Source organism: Marinobacter sp. (assembly GCF_040882185.1).
Classification (GTDB): Bacteria; Pseudomonadota; Gammaproteobacteria; order Pseudomonadales; family Oleiphilaceae; genus Marinobacter.
Window position 1 is genome coordinate 74,959 of record NZ_JBBEBW010000036.1, and the last position, 16,741, is coordinate 91,699.

General features: G+C 54.0%; 13 protein-coding genes and 2 tRNA genes. 8 read left to right on the forward strand and 7 right to left on the reverse strand.

Annotation, left to right across the window (positions count from 1 at the left end; translation table 11 throughout):
• Nucleotides 1-34: 34 nt before the first annotated feature.
• On the forward strand, nucleotides 35-676 hold the full coding sequence (locus tag WEB64_RS17125) for an arylesterase (RefSeq protein WP_368057144.1): 642 nt from the start codon (nucleotides 35-37) through the stop codon (nucleotides 674-676).
• On the opposite strand, the gene WEB64_RS17130 is transcribed toward WEB64_RS17125, so the two are convergent.
• Nucleotides 673-1,677: a YheT family hydrolase gene (locus tag WEB64_RS17130; RefSeq protein ID WP_368057142.1), complete on the reverse strand. Its 1,005-nt coding sequence runs from the start codon at nucleotides 1,675-1,677 to the stop codon at nucleotides 673-675. The two genes, WEB64_RS17125 and WEB64_RS17130, sit on opposite strands and share 4 nt — an antisense overlap.
• A 138-nt stretch (nucleotides 1,678-1,815) precedes the next feature.
• Between WEB64_RS17130 and WEB64_RS17135 the strand changes: the two genes are divergently transcribed.
• Nucleotides 1,816-1,891 (forward strand) — tRNA-Asn (locus WEB64_RS17135).
• A 51-nt stretch (nucleotides 1,892-1,942) separates the two neighbouring features.
• Here WEB64_RS17135 and WEB64_RS17140 read toward each other — a convergent pair.
• Nucleotides 1,943-3,238 carry a M18 family aminopeptidase gene (locus WEB64_RS17140; RefSeq protein ID WP_368057361.1) on the reverse strand — a complete coding sequence of 432 codons (1,296 nt, stop codon included), beginning with the start codon at nucleotides 3,236-3,238 and terminating at the stop codon, nucleotides 1,943-1,945.
• A gap of 117 nt (nucleotides 3,239-3,355) precedes the next feature.
• Here WEB64_RS17140 and WEB64_RS17145 point away from each other — a divergent pair, with 117 nt between their 5' ends.
• Entirely contained in the window at nucleotides 3,356-3,895 is a 540-nt protein-coding gene (locus WEB64_RS17145) for a hypothetical protein (protein WP_368057140.1), read from the forward strand.
• An 88-nt stretch (nucleotides 3,896-3,983) separates the two neighbouring features.
• Here WEB64_RS17145 and rlmKL read toward each other — a convergent pair whose 3' ends face one another.
• Complete coding sequence (rlmKL, locus tag WEB64_RS17150; protein WP_368057138.1) at nucleotides 3,984-6,155, reverse strand: bifunctional 23S rRNA (guanine(2069)-N(7))-methyltransferase RlmK/23S rRNA (guanine(2445)-N(2))-methyltransferase RlmL; 2,172 nt, start codon at nucleotides 6,153-6,155, stop codon at nucleotides 3,984-3,986.
• Between the two features lie 327 nt (nucleotides 6,156-6,482).
• Between rlmKL and rmf the strand changes: the two genes are divergently transcribed.
• A complete protein-coding gene (rmf, locus tag WEB64_RS17155; protein ID WP_152207121.1) occupies nucleotides 6,483-6,695 on the forward strand; it encodes a ribosome modulation factor in 213 nt (70 codons plus the stop codon).
• A 190-nt stretch (nucleotides 6,696-6,885) separates the two neighbouring features.
• On the opposite strand, the gene WEB64_RS17160 is transcribed toward rmf, so the two are convergent.
• Nucleotides 6,886-7,908 (reverse strand): quinone-dependent dihydroorotate dehydrogenase, encoded by a 1,023-nt coding sequence (locus WEB64_RS17160; RefSeq protein ID WP_368057136.1) that lies wholly within the window; start codon nucleotides 7,906-7,908, stop codon nucleotides 6,886-6,888.
• A 410-nt stretch (nucleotides 7,909-8,318) separates the two neighbouring features.
• Between WEB64_RS17160 and WEB64_RS17165 the strand changes: the two genes are divergently transcribed.
• Entirely contained in the window at nucleotides 8,319-9,488 is a 1,170-nt protein-coding gene (locus WEB64_RS17165; protein WP_368057134.1) for a cation diffusion facilitator family transporter, read from the forward strand.
• Between the two features lie 14 nt (nucleotides 9,489-9,502).
• Here the strand turns inward: WEB64_RS17165 and WEB64_RS17170 are convergent, their stop codons facing one another.
• Nucleotides 9,503-11,005 (reverse strand): RimK family protein, encoded by a 1,503-nt coding sequence (locus WEB64_RS17170; RefSeq protein ID WP_368057132.1) that lies wholly within the window; start codon nucleotides 11,003-11,005, stop codon nucleotides 9,503-9,505.
• A gap of 192 nt (nucleotides 11,006-11,197) precedes the next feature.
• Here WEB64_RS17170 and WEB64_RS17175 point away from each other — a divergent pair, with 192 nt between their 5' ends.
• Nucleotides 11,198-12,316: a GNAT family N-acetyltransferase/peptidase C39 family protein gene (locus tag WEB64_RS17175; RefSeq protein WP_368057130.1), complete on the forward strand. Its 1,119-nt coding sequence runs from the start codon at nucleotides 11,198-11,200 to the stop codon at nucleotides 12,314-12,316.
• Between the two features lie 19 nt (nucleotides 12,317-12,335).
• On the opposite strand, the gene uvrB is transcribed toward WEB64_RS17175, so the two are convergent.
• The gene (gene uvrB, locus WEB64_RS17180) at nucleotides 12,336-14,363 is read right to left on the reverse strand and encodes an excinuclease ABC subunit UvrB (RefSeq protein WP_368057359.1); all 2,028 of its coding nucleotides are present in this window, start codon (nucleotides 14,361-14,363) and stop codon (nucleotides 12,336-12,338) included.
• Nucleotides 14,364-14,555: 192 nt separating this feature from the next.
• Between uvrB and WEB64_RS17185 the strand changes: the two genes are divergently transcribed.
• Together WEB64_RS17185 and WEB64_RS17190 are read left to right on the forward strand one after the other, a co-directional pair.
• Nucleotides 14,556-15,740 (forward strand): pyridoxal phosphate-dependent aminotransferase, encoded by a 1,185-nt coding sequence (locus WEB64_RS17185; protein ID WP_368057128.1) that lies wholly within the window; start codon nucleotides 14,556-14,558, stop codon nucleotides 15,738-15,740.
• A gap of 68 nt (nucleotides 15,741-15,808) precedes the next feature.
• Nucleotides 15,809-15,884, forward strand: a tRNA-Asn gene (locus WEB64_RS17190).
• A gap of 128 nt (nucleotides 15,885-16,012) precedes the next feature.
• On the opposite strand, the gene pyrF is transcribed toward WEB64_RS17190, so the two are convergent.
• Nucleotides 16,013-16,729 (reverse strand): orotidine-5'-phosphate decarboxylase, encoded by a 717-nt coding sequence (pyrF, locus tag WEB64_RS17195; RefSeq protein WP_368057126.1) that lies wholly within the window; start codon nucleotides 16,727-16,729, stop codon nucleotides 16,013-16,015.
• Between the last annotated feature and the right edge of the window lie 12 nt (nucleotides 16,730-16,741).

Consider the following 16,741-nt stretch of genomic DNA (forward strand, 5'->3'; position numbering starts at 1 on the left):
TTCACGGTTTCTCCAGCAAACGGTTTGAAAACAGATGTCTATGCATACGGTATTTTTACGCCTGAGATCAATAGTTTTTGTGCTTTGTCTTATAGCGTTGAGCCAGGCCCACGGCGCCTCCGGCACGGTGCTCGTCATGGGTGACAGCCTGAGCGCCGCCTATGGTGTGGAGACTGATCAGGCCTGGGTTGCCCTGCTGGAAGAGCGGCTGGCTGATGAAAATTTGTCAGGGTGGACAATTGTTAATGCCAGTGTCAGTGGCGAGACCACCGACGGCGGCCTGCGACGTCTGCCAGACCTGCTCTCCCGGCATGCACCGGAAATCGTCATTCTTGAGCTCGGAGGCAATGACGGCTTGCGCGGCTTTCCGCCGGACGTCATTGAGGAAAACCTGCAGGCTATGATCAGGCAATCGCAAGCAGCCGGGGCTCGGGTTTTGCTGCTGGGCATGCAGATACCGCCCAACTACGGTGAGCGCTATACCAAAGCCTTTGCCGACATCTACCCGCAACTGGCCGAATCAGAGTCAACTGCCTTGGTACCATTCTTTCTTGACGGTATCTTTGAGGGCGAAAACCTGATGCAGGATGACGGCATTCACCCCACTCAGGAAGCTCAACCTATTTTGCTCAAAAACGTATGGCCCCAGCTCGAACCCCTTATGACCGACGGCTAAGCCATTTGTTCCAGAAAAGATACTGCCCGTCGCTCAGACCAGTAATAGCCGTCTCGGGCGTGTTCGACAAAACCGACATGCCCACCCCACCTCGGGGCTTCCAATATGACGTTATTGCCCAGTACCTGCCTGCTCTCTGGAAAACAGCTTGGTGAAAGAAAAGGATCATCCACCGAATTGACCATAAGCGCAGGCACGCGAATGTTTTTTAGCTGAGCCAGGGCGGAGCAGTGGCTCCAATAGTCCGCCGCATTCCTGAACCCATGCAGCGGAGCCGTGTAGCGATCGTCGAACTGGTGAAAATTGCGAATTGACTCAAAATCCGACACATCAATGATGTCCGGGAACAGGCGTGCCTTCTCCGACATTTTTACATGCAGATCCCGTAAAAAACGCTGCATGTAGATTTTACGGCTGGGGCGCGCAAGCATATCGGCGCTGCCAGCCAGATCGCAGGGCACTGAGAATGTGACGGCGCCGCGAATCCTGGGATTAAGCGCGTCCGCCTGCTCGCCAAGATAGAGTAGACTCAGGTTGCCCCCCATACTGAAACCTGACAATGCCAGAGTATGGTAATCCTGCTTCAGGCCGTGGTTGATAACACGTCCGAGATCTTCGGTCGCGCCACTGTGATAAAACCGCGGCTGTCGATTCATTACCCCGCCACAGGAACGGAAATTCCAGGCTAATACATCCCACCCTGTTCTCAGCAATGCCCGGGCGAGACCACGAATATAGGGCCGACGACTGTGGCCCTCCAGTCCATGACAAAGAACGGCAAGGCGTCGGCTGCCCTGTCGATACCAGTCAAGGTGTAGCTCATCGTCGTCCGGTGTCCTTATCACCTCCGGTACTGGCGAAGTAAGCGTTACGTGGCGAAACAGCGAAGGCCAGACAGACTGCAAGTGACCGCTACGGAGCCAGCGGGGCGGCCGATACACTTGTGCCCGCGGACCGATACCGACTGGAAGCGGGTGGGGCTCGGTGGCAAAACGGCTCACGCCTGATCTCGGCATAAACGAAAGGCTACCCGCATTCTGCTTCTGAAAATCATCGTCTTGGTCACTCTTTAATCACTTATTTCAGGGTCTTGACCGCCGTCATCAAAGCACTTACTATGCGCGTCATTGCACCACTGTTCCCTGATAGCTCAGTTGGTAGAGCAACGGACTGTTAATCCGTTTGTCGCTGGTTCGAGCCCAGCTCGGGGAGCCACTTATTCTGAAAAGCCGCTGACCTCTCAAGGTAAGCGGCTTTTTTTATGGCTCAGTTCACCAACTCACGCTGCATGAACGCCACCAGAACCCGATACAGCGTGTGGCCATCTTCACAGCCCACTATTTCGCGAATCGAGTGCATCCCCAGTTGGGGCACTCCGATATCCAGCGTGGTCACCCCCAGATTACCGGCCGTAATGGGTCCGATAGTACTGCCACAGCCCATGTCGCTGCGCACCACAAATGTCTGGCTCGGCAAGCCCAGTTGTTCGCTGAGCTGACGATAGAGCGACGCTGACCGACTGTTGGTGGCGTAGCGCTGATTGTGGTTCACCTTGATAACAGGCCCGGCATTCAACAAGGGGCCGTGATTTTCGTCGTGCCTGTCGGCGAAATTCGGATGCACTCCGTGGGCATTGTCCGCCGAAATCATCACTGAGCGGGCAATCGCCCGGCCACGCTTTTCGGCTCCACACCAACGGTCGAGTACCGATGCCAGAAAGGGTCCCTGGGCGCCCTCAGCAGACATGCTGCCGACCTCCTCATGATCATTGCAGACAAGCAATGCCGGCTGTGCTCCGGAGGTGTCCAGAAGGGATTGCAAGCCGATATAGCAACTCAGCAGGTTGTCCAGCCTGGCCGAGGCGATGAACTCATCCCTAAGGCCCACATAGGCAGGCTTCTGGGTATCGTAAAGACTCAGCTCGTAGCCCAGTACATGGTGGATATCCAGTTGGCGGTTGTCTGTTTTAATATGATCAAGAAGCAGGTCATGAAAGCCAGTGGTATCGTCCTCCGGGGCCTGTAAAATGACCGGCGGCAAATCCGTCTGCGCATTCACTGAATGGTTGCTGTTGGCTTCCCGGTTCAGATGAATGGCGAGGCTGGGAATAAACGCAATTGCTTTCTGAAAATCCACCAGGACGTCCTTTACAGCACCCGCGCCATCCTCATAGGTCACTCGGCCAGCAATCGAGAGATCACGATCAAACCACGGATTCAACAATGCTCCACCGTAAACTTCGACACCCAACTGGTAAAAGCCCTTACGACGGATTTCCGGATTGGGTTTGATCTTCAGGCAAGGGCTATCGGTGTGAGCCCCCACCATCCGGATACCGGCCTCAACCGGATCCGTTTCACCGGTCCGGAAAGCCACCAGCGATGAGCCGTTTCGAACGGCATAATAGCCCCGACCCTTGGCAAGCGACCATTCATCGCGCTCGTTCAATTCTGTAAAACCCGCCTGATCCAGTATGGCCGTCATCTGGCGAACAGCATGCCAGGGGGTTGGGGAGTCGGTCAGAAAATCCAGCAGGCCCTGATTGAATTGCGTGTGTTCCATAGTGTCCTTGCTACTCTGATAATAATGACGACAGTATGGCATGATGCGACGGATTTCATAAGCCGCCACCACTGAGCTGATACTGATAAATACCATTTACAACGCAGGAGTTTCGCCTTGCCCCAGACCACCTCCGTTCCCTGTTTCCTGGACATAGAGTTTTGCCAGTCTGACGAGTGCTCCTTCCCGTTTGCCATCGCCTGGTCTCTCCCGAACGGACAGATGAAGACGGTAATGATTGAGCCGGACGATAGTTGGCTACCCGATGACGGCGACCCGCCCGATGTCGACCTGCGTTATCTGCGTGAACAAGGAGTTCCACTGATCGAACTCGCCCAGGTACTCCATGAAGACCTTCCCGACCAGACCGTTTACGTAGATGGCCTGGACCCTGACGAGTCGTTGGTTGAGATGATTTTTGAAGCGGTATCCATGGACGCACCGTTCGAGGTGGCACCCGTCAGCGAACTGATTACGACGCTGAGCCTGGCTGACATTGAAGATTGGCGCCGTAGCCTGATGTTTCAGCATGGACTTGAACCTCAGTTGCCGGAAAACGGTGTCTATGCGCTTCTTATGCTGGCTGAACAGCAAGGCCTGGTGGAGGTATCAGGGCAAGCCGATGATCCGAGTGATGATCCAACCGACGAAGTGTGACCTGGGTCGACGGCAAAACGGCTTTCGGTTCTCGACTGGCCCGCGCTATGAATTCTGAGCAACTCTCAACAACTCCTGAATGATGCGCTCACTGTATCTTATGCCGGATGTGCCAGCACCGGTGTATCCGCGCATTGCGCTGGAAGTCCTTATCGATAGTTGAGGCGGTCACCTCTTTGATATCAAACGATGAATCAAGGGCGCTGTCCAGTTTGAAGCGGCGGAAATTATTGGAAAAAATCAGCAAACCATCTTGCGTCAGGCGGGCCATCGCCTGCTTGATCAACAGAGTGTGGTCCCGCTGGATATCCAGCACGCCCTCCATTTTTGCGGAATTGGAAAAGGTTGGCGGGTCCATGAAAATCAGATCAAAGTGATCGGCAGGATCAGCTTTAGCTGCCAGCCATTCCAGGCAGTCGGCCTGCCGAACCACGTGTCTGGAGGCGGGCAGATGGTTCAAGGCCAGGTTTTCCCTTGCCCAATTGACATAGGTGTTGGACATATCCAGGCTCAGGGAACTGGCCGCACCTCCCACTGCAGCATGTACCGTCGCTACCCCGGTGTAACAGAACAGATTGAGAAAGCGCTTCTCGTCGGCATGCTGCTGAATCCAGTGGCGCACCGGCCGATGGTCCAGAAACAGACCGGTATCAAGATAATCCCTCAGGTTGACCTTAAGTTGGCAGCCGTATTCCAGCACAGTGAAAAACTCACTGGTGTCGCCATGCTTCTCATACTGCTGTGTACCAGCCTGCCTTTGACGCTGCTTGCAGACCATCTGAGCCGGCTCGATGTCCAGCGCTTCCGGAATAACGGCTAACGCCTCTGCCAGACGTTCGCGGGCGATACGGGCATCAATGGATTTTGGCGGGGCATATTCCTGTACATGAACACGGCTGCCATAGATGTCGATCGCCAACGCATATTCCGGCATATCTGCATCGTAGAGGCGGTAACATTCGATGCCCTGTTTCCGTGCCCATTGACCGATCTGTTTGCGGTTCTTCCGTAACCGATTGCGCAGCATGGCGGCCCGCTCAGGGTGACTTATTTTTGGAAACAGCTCACCGGTATCAGTACGCTCACGAGCGACCGTTTCACTGACCTTATCGATGTTGAACAGCAGTAACTGAGCGGGCAGTTTGCCGTTAAAGAGTTTGTACTGTTTATAACTCCGCAAACCAATGGCATGACCTACTTCCGGAGCACCGGTGAATACGCCGAGCCGCCAGCCGGGTAGCGCTTGTTTCATGGCTTCGCCAAGGGACTGATAAAGCGGCCCCAGGGCCTTACGTTCGCTCAGTCGCTCGCCATAGGGCGGATTTGTTAGCACGAGCCCCGTTTCAGACGCCGGCTCAGCCGGACTGAACTTTTGAATTGAGCGACATTGCAGGGTGGCGAATTCTTTCAACCCCGCGCGTTCGATATTGCGCTCCCCGGTTGTAACAACCGCCCTGTCCTGATCAAAACCGGTAAAGCTCAATCGATTGGCCGCTTTGCCAGCAACCGCTCGGGCGGTGGCCTCCTGCAACAGGTTCGCCCAGATATCCGGGTCATGACCGAGCCAGCGATTAAATCCGAACTGTTCGCGCAGCAACCCCGGCGCCTGATCCATAGCCATCAACGCAGCTTCGATAACCAGTGTGCCGGAACCGCACATGGGATCAATGAAGTTTCCCCCCTTGATTGAGAGCTCAGGCCAGCCAGCCCGGATAAGCAAAGCCGCCGCCAGGTTCTCTTTTAGTGGCGCCGCGCCCTGCTCCGTGCGGTATCCGCGTCGATGTAGGCTGTCGCCACTGAGGTCGATACCTACCTGAAGAATGCCCCGGTGCAGCCGCGCCGATACAATCAGATCCGGTGCCACGGTATCAATGGAGGGCCGCGCCCCATCCAACGTCCGCAAACTATCCACCACCGCATCTTTGACCCTCTGGGCCCCGTACTGGGTATTTCTGATGGCATCATTCTGGCCGACAAAGGCCACTTTAAACCGACCCTCCAACGCCAGATGATTACGCCAGGGAATCGCGCTCACGCCGTCATAAAGTAAATCGCCGCTGGTCGCGTTGACCTCTGCAAGATGCAGGATCACCCGGTTTGCCAGCCTGGACCACAAGCAGGCGCGATAACCGGCCTCCAGCGTACCCTGAACCCAGACACCGGCTGGCGCGTTGCGAACAGGTTCAAACCCGAAGCCCTTCAGCTCATCGGCCAACAGGTATTCGAGCCCTTTGGGACAGGTTACAAAAAACATAAGCATCGGAAAGCTTCACTCCTGGGAAAAATCGGTTGCGTAAAGGCGCATGGTCACTGGACTTGTAGTCTAACCGAGAAGGCGTTATTTCACACAAACATAAGGAACACATCATCTATATGAAATAAGTAGTGTACAGCGGCCAATATTTCGACTTACCTTGTAGGTGACGCGTCGTTACAAGAACAACCCCGGTTGTTCAATCAGGTTCCTGAAATGTTATGGCTGTCCAAGGGCAAATCAGCACAATTCCCGAATGGGTGGCGTTTGCCGTATCGGTCATAGCACGTGTGCACACGCTTGTTCTGTTTAATCCATGAAGTGAGGAACAGCATGAAGAGACAGAAAAGAGATATGTATGCTCGTGCATTTAAACGGGGTTATTTGGCCGGTGTGTCCGGAAAATCAAAAGACAGCTGCCCTATTGACCAGGTTGAAGCCAGACAGGAATGGCTCTCTGGGTGGCGAGAAGGCCGGACAGACAATTGGGAGGGCATGACCGGCGTTTCCGGGATCCACAAACTATCAAATGTGACAACGGCATAAGCGTTTCAAGTATACGATTGTATGCCGAACACGGCGGGAGACCCTCAACGGTCTCTCAAACTCTCCAAAAGAAGCAGCAAAACAAGCGGGTCTATCCAACCCGCATCATGCGTTGATGCGCCACGGGGTTTATTCCCCGCAAGGGCCCGCTTAGCGGGCCCATTCTTTTTACACCACAAAAGTTTCAGGTTTAAAGTAGCCTGGAATCAATGGCCCTGATCGCCTCACCGATAATCTCCGGGCCCCGATAAATGAATCCGGTATATATCTGAACCAGATTTGCCCCTGCCTCAATTTTTGCCAGCGCGCTTGCACCATCCATAATACCGCCGACTCCGATGATGGGCATGGCTGCTCCCAATTCAGCACGCAAACCGCGAATAACCCGTAGCGATGGTTCCCGCACTGGTTCACCGCTAAGTCCTCCCACCTCCGCGGCTAGCGGATGGCCTGCAACCGCATCACGACTAACCGTCGTATTAGTAGCAATTACGCCGTCCATACCGGTGCTCTTTAACGCGTTTGCAACAAAACGGATACCGTCGTCGTCCATATCCGGCGCTATCTTGACGGCAACGGGTACATATCGGTCGTGATTCGCTTGCTGGGTTTTCTGCTCATCTTTTATCGCCTCAAGCAGCCGCAACAGGGAGTCGCCGAACTGAAGATCGCGGAGCCCCGGAGTGTTCGGAGAGGAGACATTGACGGTTATGTAGTCGGCGCGGCTGTATACGCCAGCGATGCCTTTGCGGTAATCAGATTCCGCCTGATCAACCGGCGTAGCGGCATTCTTGCCGACATTGATACCGAGAATACCCCGGTACGCCATGCGATCAACCTGAACCAGCAAATGGTCCAGACCTTCGTTGTTAAACCCCATTCGGTTAATGATGGCCTGATGCTCAGGCAGCCGGAACATTCTGGGTTTCGGATTTCCAGGCTGGGCCAGCGGCGTTACCGTGCCGACTTCAATGAAACCAAAGCCAAGCGCGCCCAAAGCATCCACATGATCCGCATTCTTATCAAGCCCTGCCGCCAACCCCACCGGGTTGGGAAAGGTCAAACCCATGGCCGTTACCGGGGTCGCTGGCACAGATGGCGAAAAACGTTGCGCCAGGCCCAGTTTTTCAATCAGATCCAGACTTTTCAGCGCTACAGAATGTGCCTGCTCAGGAGGTAACCTGAACAACAGCGACCGGATAAAACCGTACATTTGATAACTCCTTGCTATGATAACGCTATGGGCATCGCTCAGTTAACAATGGCGCGGAGTATATCGAAAGTTTTCCACAGACGCTCATACACCCTGTTGATGACGGGTAAATGACTGTCCTGTTAAGGTCTTGTGATCTTTTCCACGGATTCTGTGGATAACTCTGTTGAAAATGCCTCATTACATTTAGGTAGCCCTTGGGGAGCAAGCCAGTCTACAGATTGATCATTTTTTGATCAGTTTATAACCTTTTGAAATTAAAGATAATATAAAGATCATCCTGGCAGAAAATAACAAATGTTAACCCTGTTTGAGTGACATGCAGTGTTCCGAAATTGTGCATAAGGTTAATAAAAAGACCAAAAAATAAATTGCGTTTCTCTTCCTTATATGTCCTTGAGGGCGACACTTTGAGTGCTACTCAGACAAAATCCTCCCATAGCGGAGGTAACCAAAAGTCCGAACTCAGGATTGCGGCCAAAGTAACCGTGATCGGCATGATGCTCGATGCTGTGCTCGGGGTCATAAAGTGTGCGGGCGGTCTGCTGTTTCACTCACAAGCTTTGGTCGTCGATGGAATTCACTCATTCACCGATGTTGCATCTGACCTGGTTGTTCTGGCAGTCATGAAAGTTTCTCGCCAGGCGCCTGATCAATCCCACCCCTACGGTCATCAACGAATCGAAACCATGGGAACCATGTTATTGGGAAGTCTACTTATCGCTGTAGGGGGCGCCCTGGCCTGGGACAACCTGCAGCGACTCATGGCCCCCTCTCCCGATCGCTTACCCGAGTGGCCAGTCCTGGTAGCGGCCATTGCCTCCGTGATTGGCAAGGAATGGATCTTTCGTTATACCCGCCGGGTGGGTGAGGCCATTCGCTCCGACCTCATTCTCGCCAACGCCTGGCATAGCCGAACCGATGCGTTTTCCTCCATTATCGTATTGTTGTCGACCATCGGTGCCATGATGGGACACATCTGGCTCGATGCGGTTGCAGCAGTAGCTATCGCCTTTATCATATGTCGAATTGGCTGGCGATTTACCTGGGACAGCGTCAAGGAGCTGGTCGATACCGCGATGAGCCACGAGGATACTGAAAAGCTTATTCACATCGCCAAGCAGACAGAAGGCATTCGCGGTGTCCACAAATTACGTAGCCGCCTCATGGGCCACGATATCCTGCTGGACGTTCATCTCCTGGTGAAACCGGAGATCAGTGTTTCTGAAGGCCACCAGGTTGGCATGCAAGTAGTCGCGGCAATGAGGGAAGCCTTTCCGGACCTGAAAGACATCAACTTCCATATCGATGCAGAAAACGACGAACTGGTGCAGCACACGACAGCGCGCTTGCCTAGCCGTCAGGAGATAGGGGATTTGATCAGCGTAGTCAGCGACGAGTTTCCGATAAAAACACATTTGCGCCTGCATTACCTGGGTAACCAAGTGCACCTGGAACTGTTTGTTGAACATTCAGCAGGAAAACTCCCGGATTCCCTGGAACAACAGCTCCGGGACCAGCTTGAGCCCCGGGACTGGTTTGGCAGCCTTCGCATCTGGTATTCTGGTGAAGCCCTCTGACGGAAAACCAGAGTTTAACGGCGACGGTTTTCTTCCATGCGGGAAAGAAATTCCTGCATGATCAAGGTATACAATTCACCGCCTAGAAAGCGATCCTCAACACCCGCGTCCACGTTAGGGTTGTCGTTTACCTCAATCACAGCAACTCGATTGCCTGCCTGTTTAATATCAACGCCGTAAAGTCCATTGCCAATCAGGCGTGTGGCATTGAGCGCTGCCTGGATCACGTTCCGGGGAACCTCATAGGTAGGCAGTGTATCGAAACTGCCGCTATCGACTTCCTGATTTTCACCATGCTGGTAGATCTGCCAATGACCCTGCACCATAAAGTATTTGCAGGCAAAAATAGCACGCCCCCCAAGAACCCCGATGCGCCAGTCATATTCGGTGTAGAAATATTCCTGGGCCAATACCAGCGCCGATTGCTTGAAGAGTGTTTTAAGGGCCTCTTTCAGACTTTTTTCATCCTCCGCCCGCAACACCCCTTTGGAAAAAGCGCCATCAGGAATTTTCACGACCACCGGAAAGCCCAGTTGATCGATCACCTGCTGAACCGAATCTTTCTGGTCCTTGGATAGGATAAGGGTTTTAGGAGTCGGTATTTTGTTGTTTTTCAACAAGTCGGCCAGATATACCTTATTGGTGCATCGCAGAATCGACACAGGATCATCAATGACTACCATACCTTCAGCTTCAGCTTTGCGGGCGAACCGATACGTGTGATGATCGATGGCTGTAGTCTCACGAATGAACAGGCCATCGTATTCCGGTAGCCGCATGTAATCCCGTTTGGTGATCAGCTCGACATTGATGCCAAGTTTCTTGCCCGCCTTTTCGAAACACTCCAAAGCCTCTTTATCGCTCGGGGGTAACTGCTCTTCCGGATTAACCAGCACCGCAAGGTCGAACCGGTAGCGACGTCGGGATTTCGGGCGCCGCCAGACTATGCTGCTGAAACGGTCAAGAGCGGCCGCAAAAGCGTCCTGTTCATGCTCCGCAAGGTCTGCTGGCGAGGCGGGTTTCATCGATTCGATCTGCCAGCCCTTACGCTTCTTGAAGACCACTTCCAGAATAGGAGAAGGAAAACGTTCAAATAAAGCCCGGGCGACCGGCTTCAATGCGGCGTGCTCAGCCTGGCCAAAATAGGTGCGGATACGAACCTGATGGGTGGCATCCCGGTCATCCTCGCCGGGCTTTACCGCGGCGCCAGCAGCTTCAAGCCACTCCAGCACACTAGCGTCAAGCTCTTCCAGCTCCAGCGAGAACAGGCCTTTGCGGCTCAAGTCATTAAGTGTAATGACCGACGGTACGACATGGTGGCCCCGCGCTTCAGCGAGTAACGAACAGTAATAACCGCGGCTGAGATACTTCGCACTTTGGCAAAGATTGATCACCCGAACCCGACTGGAGGCTGGAGCGGTAAACTTAAGATACTCATCAAAGGTCAGAACATCGTCGCTAGGGTAGTAAGGCGCCCAATCCTTTGCGCGGTCGACAACAATCAGTAAACGTGACATGTATGGCGATCCTCCATGAGGTCTTTGCCTGGCGCTGACGGTAACGGCTTGAGCTCGACAATACGCCGCTGACGCGGTTCGCACAATCATCCCGAAATGCGTGATTTTACGCACTATTCTTTGCTGTTAACTATACTGGACGTCTCTCATAATAGAGGGTGTTTTCATTCCCTGTCCAAGGCCCCCGACGGTATGACCGAAATGAGTTTCCGACTGGCGGTCAGCGCCGACATAGACGATCTGGTGTCACTCGAAAACCGCTGTTTCAGTGAAGATCGAATTTCCCGCCGCAGCTTTCGACGCTTTATCGAAATGCCCCGCGACCGAGTCGTGGTCGCGATGGAGGGCGAGCGGATCCTGGGTTACAGCCTGGTACTCATGCACGCAGCGACCCGGCTTGCGAGGATTTATTCCATTGCGGTGTCACCACAGGCCCGGGGCCGAGGGCTTGGGGAGCAACTTATTCGCCAGTCCGAGCAACACGCGGTCGAAGCTGGCCGCATCGTGATGCGCCTTGAAGTGCGCGAAGATAACACGGGTGCCATTGCGCTATATCGCCGCCTCGGCTACCGGGTGTTTGGCACCTATCGTGATTACTATGAAGACCATGGCACGGCCTTGCGCTTTGAGCGACGGATACTTTTCTATGAGCCGTCCAGGCAATTCCTTGCGGTGCCCTACTACCCCCAGACAACTGATTTTTCATGCGGGCCCGCAGCACTGATTATGGCAATGGCCACACTGGATGATCAGCTTTCACTCACCACTCTGGAAGAGCTTAAAATCTGGCGTGAGGCCACCACTATTTTCATGCTGGCCGGACACGGCGGGTGTGGACCTCATGGCCTGGCTCTGGCGGCCTGGAATCGGGGATTTGAGGCCGCTGCCTACATCAGTAAGGAAGGCGCACTTTTCAAGGACACTGTCAGGAACGACGACAAGAAGCGGGTACTTGAGTTGGTACATGAGGGTTTTATGCATGACCTGGGGCAGACCGGAATCGAATTGCATCACGACCCCCTGACTCTGGGAAAAATGGAACAGGCACTCAAAGTCGGCCGGGTACCAATTATTCTGATCAGCACCTGGCAGCTTAACCGCAGCCGGGTGCCGCACTGGGTCACGGTGTGCGCCGTAGATGACCAGTTTGTGTACCTGCATGATCCCGAAATCGATATCGCCGAGGGTGAAACCGTCGCGGACAAGCAATATCTGCCGGTTGACCGGCGTATTTTTGATCAGATGGCGCGATACGGTAAGAATCAGCCTTTGCAGGCTGCCGTTATTGTGGGCCCACGTCGCACCGATTAGCGGGTTGATTCGCCCGTTCTCACGCCGTTCTTAGAGCAGCCTCTTTCAATGCAGCGATATCGTCACGCAAACGAGCAGCACGCTCAAAATCCAGCTCTGAAGCGGCTTTGTACATCTCGTCTTCGAGCTTGCCCATATCCTTGAGCAATTGCTCAGGCGAACGGCCACCGACCCTGGCCCGATACTGTTCCGCTTCTTCTGCCGCTTTCTGGCCAGGGCGCTCCGCCCGCTTGCGGCCCGATCCACCACTAGAGGCACCTTCCATGATATCAGACACTTTTTTGTTCAGACCTACCGGCGTAATGCCATGTTCAAGGTTGTGAGCAAGCTGTTTTTCACGACGCCGTTCGGTCTCATCCATCGCCCGCTGCATAGAGCCGGTGACCCTGTCACCGTAGAGAATAGCCCGGCCATTGAGATTACGGGCTGCGCGGCCGATGGTCTGGATCAGTGAACGTTCCGATCGCAAAAAACCTTCCTTGTCAGCATCAAGAATGCAGACCAACGACACTTCGGGCATGTCCAGCCCTTCCCGCAGCAGGTTGATGCCCACCAGCACATCAAATACCCCTCTGCGCAAATCGCGGATGATCTCTACCCGCTCAACGGTATCGATGTCCGAGTGCAGGTAACGCACCTTGACGTCATGCTCCATCAGATAATCGGTCAGGTCTTCCGACATTCGCTTGGTCAGCGTGGTCACCAATACCCGCTCCTGAACGGCCACCCGCTTGTGAATTTCGGAAAGCAGGTCATCAACCTGAGTAGAAGCCGGCCGCACCTCGATCTCCGGGTCCAGCAAACCGGTGGGGCGGACCACCTGTTCAACAGTCTGCCCCGCGTGGTCAGCCTCATAATTGCCGGGCGTCGCAGAGACGAAGATCATCTGGGGTGCTATGCGCTCCCACTCATCAAAGCGCATGGGTCGGTTATCCAGAGCCGAAGGCAAACGGAAACCGTATTCCACCAGGGTTTCCTTGCGAGAACGGTCGCCTTTGTACATTGCGCCGATCTGGGAAACAGTCACGTGAGATTCATCCACGACTAACAGAGCATTGGGTGGTAGATAGTCAAACAGCGTCGGAGGCGCTTCACCGGGAGGGCGGCCGGACAAATAACGGGAGTAGTTTTCGATGCCGTTGCAATAGCCCAGCTCCAGCATCATCTCAATATCGTAGCGGGTGCGCTCTTCCAGACGCTGGGCCTCCACGAGGCGATTATTATCCCGTAACTGGGTGAGGCGCCCGTCCAGCTCCGCTTTAATGTATTCAATCGCATCAAGCACGGTCTGACGAGGAGTGACGTAATGAGATTTTGGATAGATGGTCACTCGCGGCACGCGCCTTAACTGTTCACCGGTGAGCGGATCGAAATAGCTCAGGTTTTCTACTTCGTCGTCGAACAGTTCGATACGAATGGCTTCTTTCTCGGATTCCGCCGGGAAAACATCAATCACATCCCCTCGCACCCGATAGTTGGCGCGATGAAATTCGATATCGTTGCGGGTGTACTGAAGTTCAGCAAGACGGCGCAGGATAAACCGCTGATCAATCTTGTCGCCCCGGTCCAGGTGCAGCATCATTTTCAGGTAAGATTGGGGATCACCCAGACCGTAGATCGACGAAACTGTTGCCACGATTATCGCATCCGGTCGCTCCAGCAATGCTTTGGTTGCCGACAAGCGCATCTGTTCAATGTGCTCATTGATGGATGCGTCCTTCTCTATAAAGGTGTCCGAGGACGGCACATAGGCTTCTGGCTGGTAATAGTCGTAGTAAGAGACAAAATATTCGACCGCATTATCCGGGAAGAATTCTTTGAACTCACCATATAGCTGGGCAGCCAATGTCTTATTGTGGGCCATCACAATGGTCGGACGCTGGATCTGTTCGATCACATTCGCAATCGTAAATGTCTTGCCCGAACCCGTCACACCCAGCAACGTCTGATGAGCCAGACCGGATTCAATTCCATCAACCAATCCGGCAATGGCCTTGGGCTGATCGCCCGCTGGTTCAAATGGTGAATCGACTTTAAACATACTGATGGAACATCCTCCGGAATTTATTAATCACACTTTTCTAGTGTGAAGATTCATACTTTACGTCGCCTGCCAACCTTATTCTGCTGTCAGCTTCATGATAACATCAGAAGCCTTGATGGCAGGCGTCCGACGGCAATCACTTAGTCGCACCGCGCCGCCGGAGCTTTCTCAGCCGCATCTCTAAGGAGCGCAAGTTTGGACCTTCAACTTTCAAGCCGTGTACAGGCAATCAAGCCGTCACCGACCCTTGCCGTTACCAACAAGGCCGCCGAACTCCGGGCCGCCGGCCAGGATATCATTGGCCTTGGCGCGGGCGAGCCTGACTTTGATACCCCGGACCATATTAAAGAGGCGGCTATTGAGGCCATCAAGGCTGGTCAGACCAAGTACACGGCGGTAGACGGTACCCCTGCTCTGAAAAAAGCCATTATCGCCAAATACAAAAGGGACAATGAGCTGGATTACGAGCCCAATCAGGTTCTGGTATCCAGCGGCGGTAAACAAAGCTTTTTTAACCTCGCGCTGGCCACTCTGAACGCTGGCGACGAAGCGATAATTCCCGCGCCCTACTGGGTTTCTTACCCGGATATGGTGTTGGTAGCAGAGGGTAAACCAGTTGTTATCGAAACCTCAGCACAGACTCGTTTCAAGATTACCCCTGAACAGCTCGAAGGCGCGATTACAGATCGTACACGGTTGTTTGTCATTAACAGCCCATCCAACCCGAGCGGCATGGCTTATACATTGGACGAGCTTAAAGCTCTGGGTGAAGTGCTCAAACGCCACCCCCATATCATGATAGCCACCGATGACATGTACGAGCCCATCCTCTGGACGGGTCAGCCGTTCTGCAACATTCTGAACGCTACACCGGAGCTGTATGACCGTACCTTTGTTCTGAACGGGGTATCCAAAGCCTATTCAATGACGGGATGGCGTATTGGCTACGCCGCAGGCCCCGCAAAAGTCATTGGTGCGATGAAAAAGATCCAGTCCCAGAGCACGTCCAACCCTGCGTCGATCTCTCAAGCGGCAGCTCAGGCAGCGCTTGATGGTTCTCAGGATTGCATCCAGCCCATGGTTAAAGCCTTCAAGGAACGCCATGACTATCTGGTGAAAGCTCTCAACGAATTGCCCGGTGTGGAGTGTCTGACCGGTGACGGCACGTTTTACGCATTCCCGAGCTTCCAGGGGGCCATTGAAGCCAACCCGGCGGTCAAGGACGATGTGGAGTTCGCGGAATGGCTTTTGAAAGAAGCTGGCGTCGCGCTGGTACCAGGCTCAGCCTTTGGCGCTCCTGGTCATATGCGCCTGAGTTTTGCGACCGGTATGAGTAATCTGGAGCAGGCTATTGCCCGACTGAAAAAAGCGCTGGCTTAATGCTCCGGGAGGGTTGACGAGACGGGGCGCCCGCCGTAACATACGCGCCTCGTTATGACTGACGACGTTCCCCGATAGCTCAGTTGGTAGAGCAACGGACTGTTAATCCGTTTGTCGCTGGTTCGAGCCCAGCTCGGGGAGCCATTATTCAGGAAAGCCGCTGATTCGATGAATTAGCGGCTTTTTTTATATCGGAAATAACGTAAACGTAGGAGTGGTGTTAACCGCGAACCAAATCTGGACTGATTAAAGAATCGCGACTGAAGTCGCTCCTACGTTGATGCGCTGGTGATTTCGTTGTAGATGGCTTGTAGGGCCTCCAGGGGATTTTCAGCCTGGGTAATAGGGCGCCCTATCACAAGATAGTCGCTGCCCGCTTTTATCGCCTCGGCAGGCGCCATAACCCGCTGTTGATCGCCTTTCGCAGTACTCGCCGGGCGGATACCGGGGGTGACCAATTTAAAGTCATTGCCTTGCTCCCGTCTCAGTAGCGAAGCCTCCTGAGCAGAGCAAACCACACCGTCCAGCCCGCAGTTTCGGGTAAGGGCCGCAAGCCGTGATACCTGCTGTTCCGGGCTGAAATGAACACCAACCCCCATCAGGTCGTCCGCGCTCATACTGGTCAGTACAGTAACCGCGATCAGTAGCGGACGTTCTTTTCCAAAAACCTCCAGGCTCTCCCGACAGGCTGCCATCATTTTCTGACCGCCGGAGGCGTGCACGTTAACCATCCAGACGCCGAGATCCGCGGCAGCAGCAACAGCGGCAGAAGTCGTGTTCGGGATATCGTGGAACTTGAGGTCAAGAAATACGTCGAACCCCCGCAGGTGAAGTTTACGTATCAGCCCCGGCCCTGCCCGGGTAAACAACTCCTTACCAATCTTAAGACGGCACAAAGTTGGATCGAGCGCATCGACAAGCGTCAATGCAGATTGCTCAGAGGGAAAATCCAGTGCGACAATAAGCCGCTGTCCAAGGGATATTTGCACGTTCAAATTACC

What these genes read in the sequence shown, in the direction of transcription:
- WEB64_RS17125 (WP_368057144.1), top strand. Translation starts at nt 35, where the DNA reads ATGTCTATGCATACGGTATTTTTACGCCTGAGATCAATAGTTTTTGTG.
- WEB64_RS17140 (WP_368057361.1), bottom strand. Translation starts at nt 3,238, where the DNA reads ATGGAACACACGCAATTCAATCAGGGCCTGCTGGATTTTCTGACCGAC.
- rlmKL (WP_368057138.1), bottom strand. Translation starts at nt 6,155, where the DNA reads ATGCTTATGTTTTTTGTAACCTGTCCCAAAGGGCTCGAATACCTGTTG.
- rmf (WP_152207121.1), top strand. Translation starts at nt 6,483, where the DNA reads ATGAAGAGACAGAAAAGAGATATGTATGCTCGTGCATTTAAACGGGGT.
- WEB64_RS17160 (WP_368057136.1), bottom strand. Translation starts at nt 7,908, where the DNA reads ATGTACGGTTTTATCCGGTCGCTGTTGTTCAGGTTACCTCCTGAGCAG.
- WEB64_RS17170 (WP_368057132.1), bottom strand. Translation starts at nt 11,005, where the DNA reads ATGTCACGTTTACTGATTGTTGTCGACCGCGCAAAGGATTGGGCGCCT.
- WEB64_RS17175 (WP_368057130.1), top strand. Translation starts at nt 11,198, where the DNA reads ATGACCGAAATGAGTTTCCGACTGGCGGTCAGCGCCGACATAGACGAT.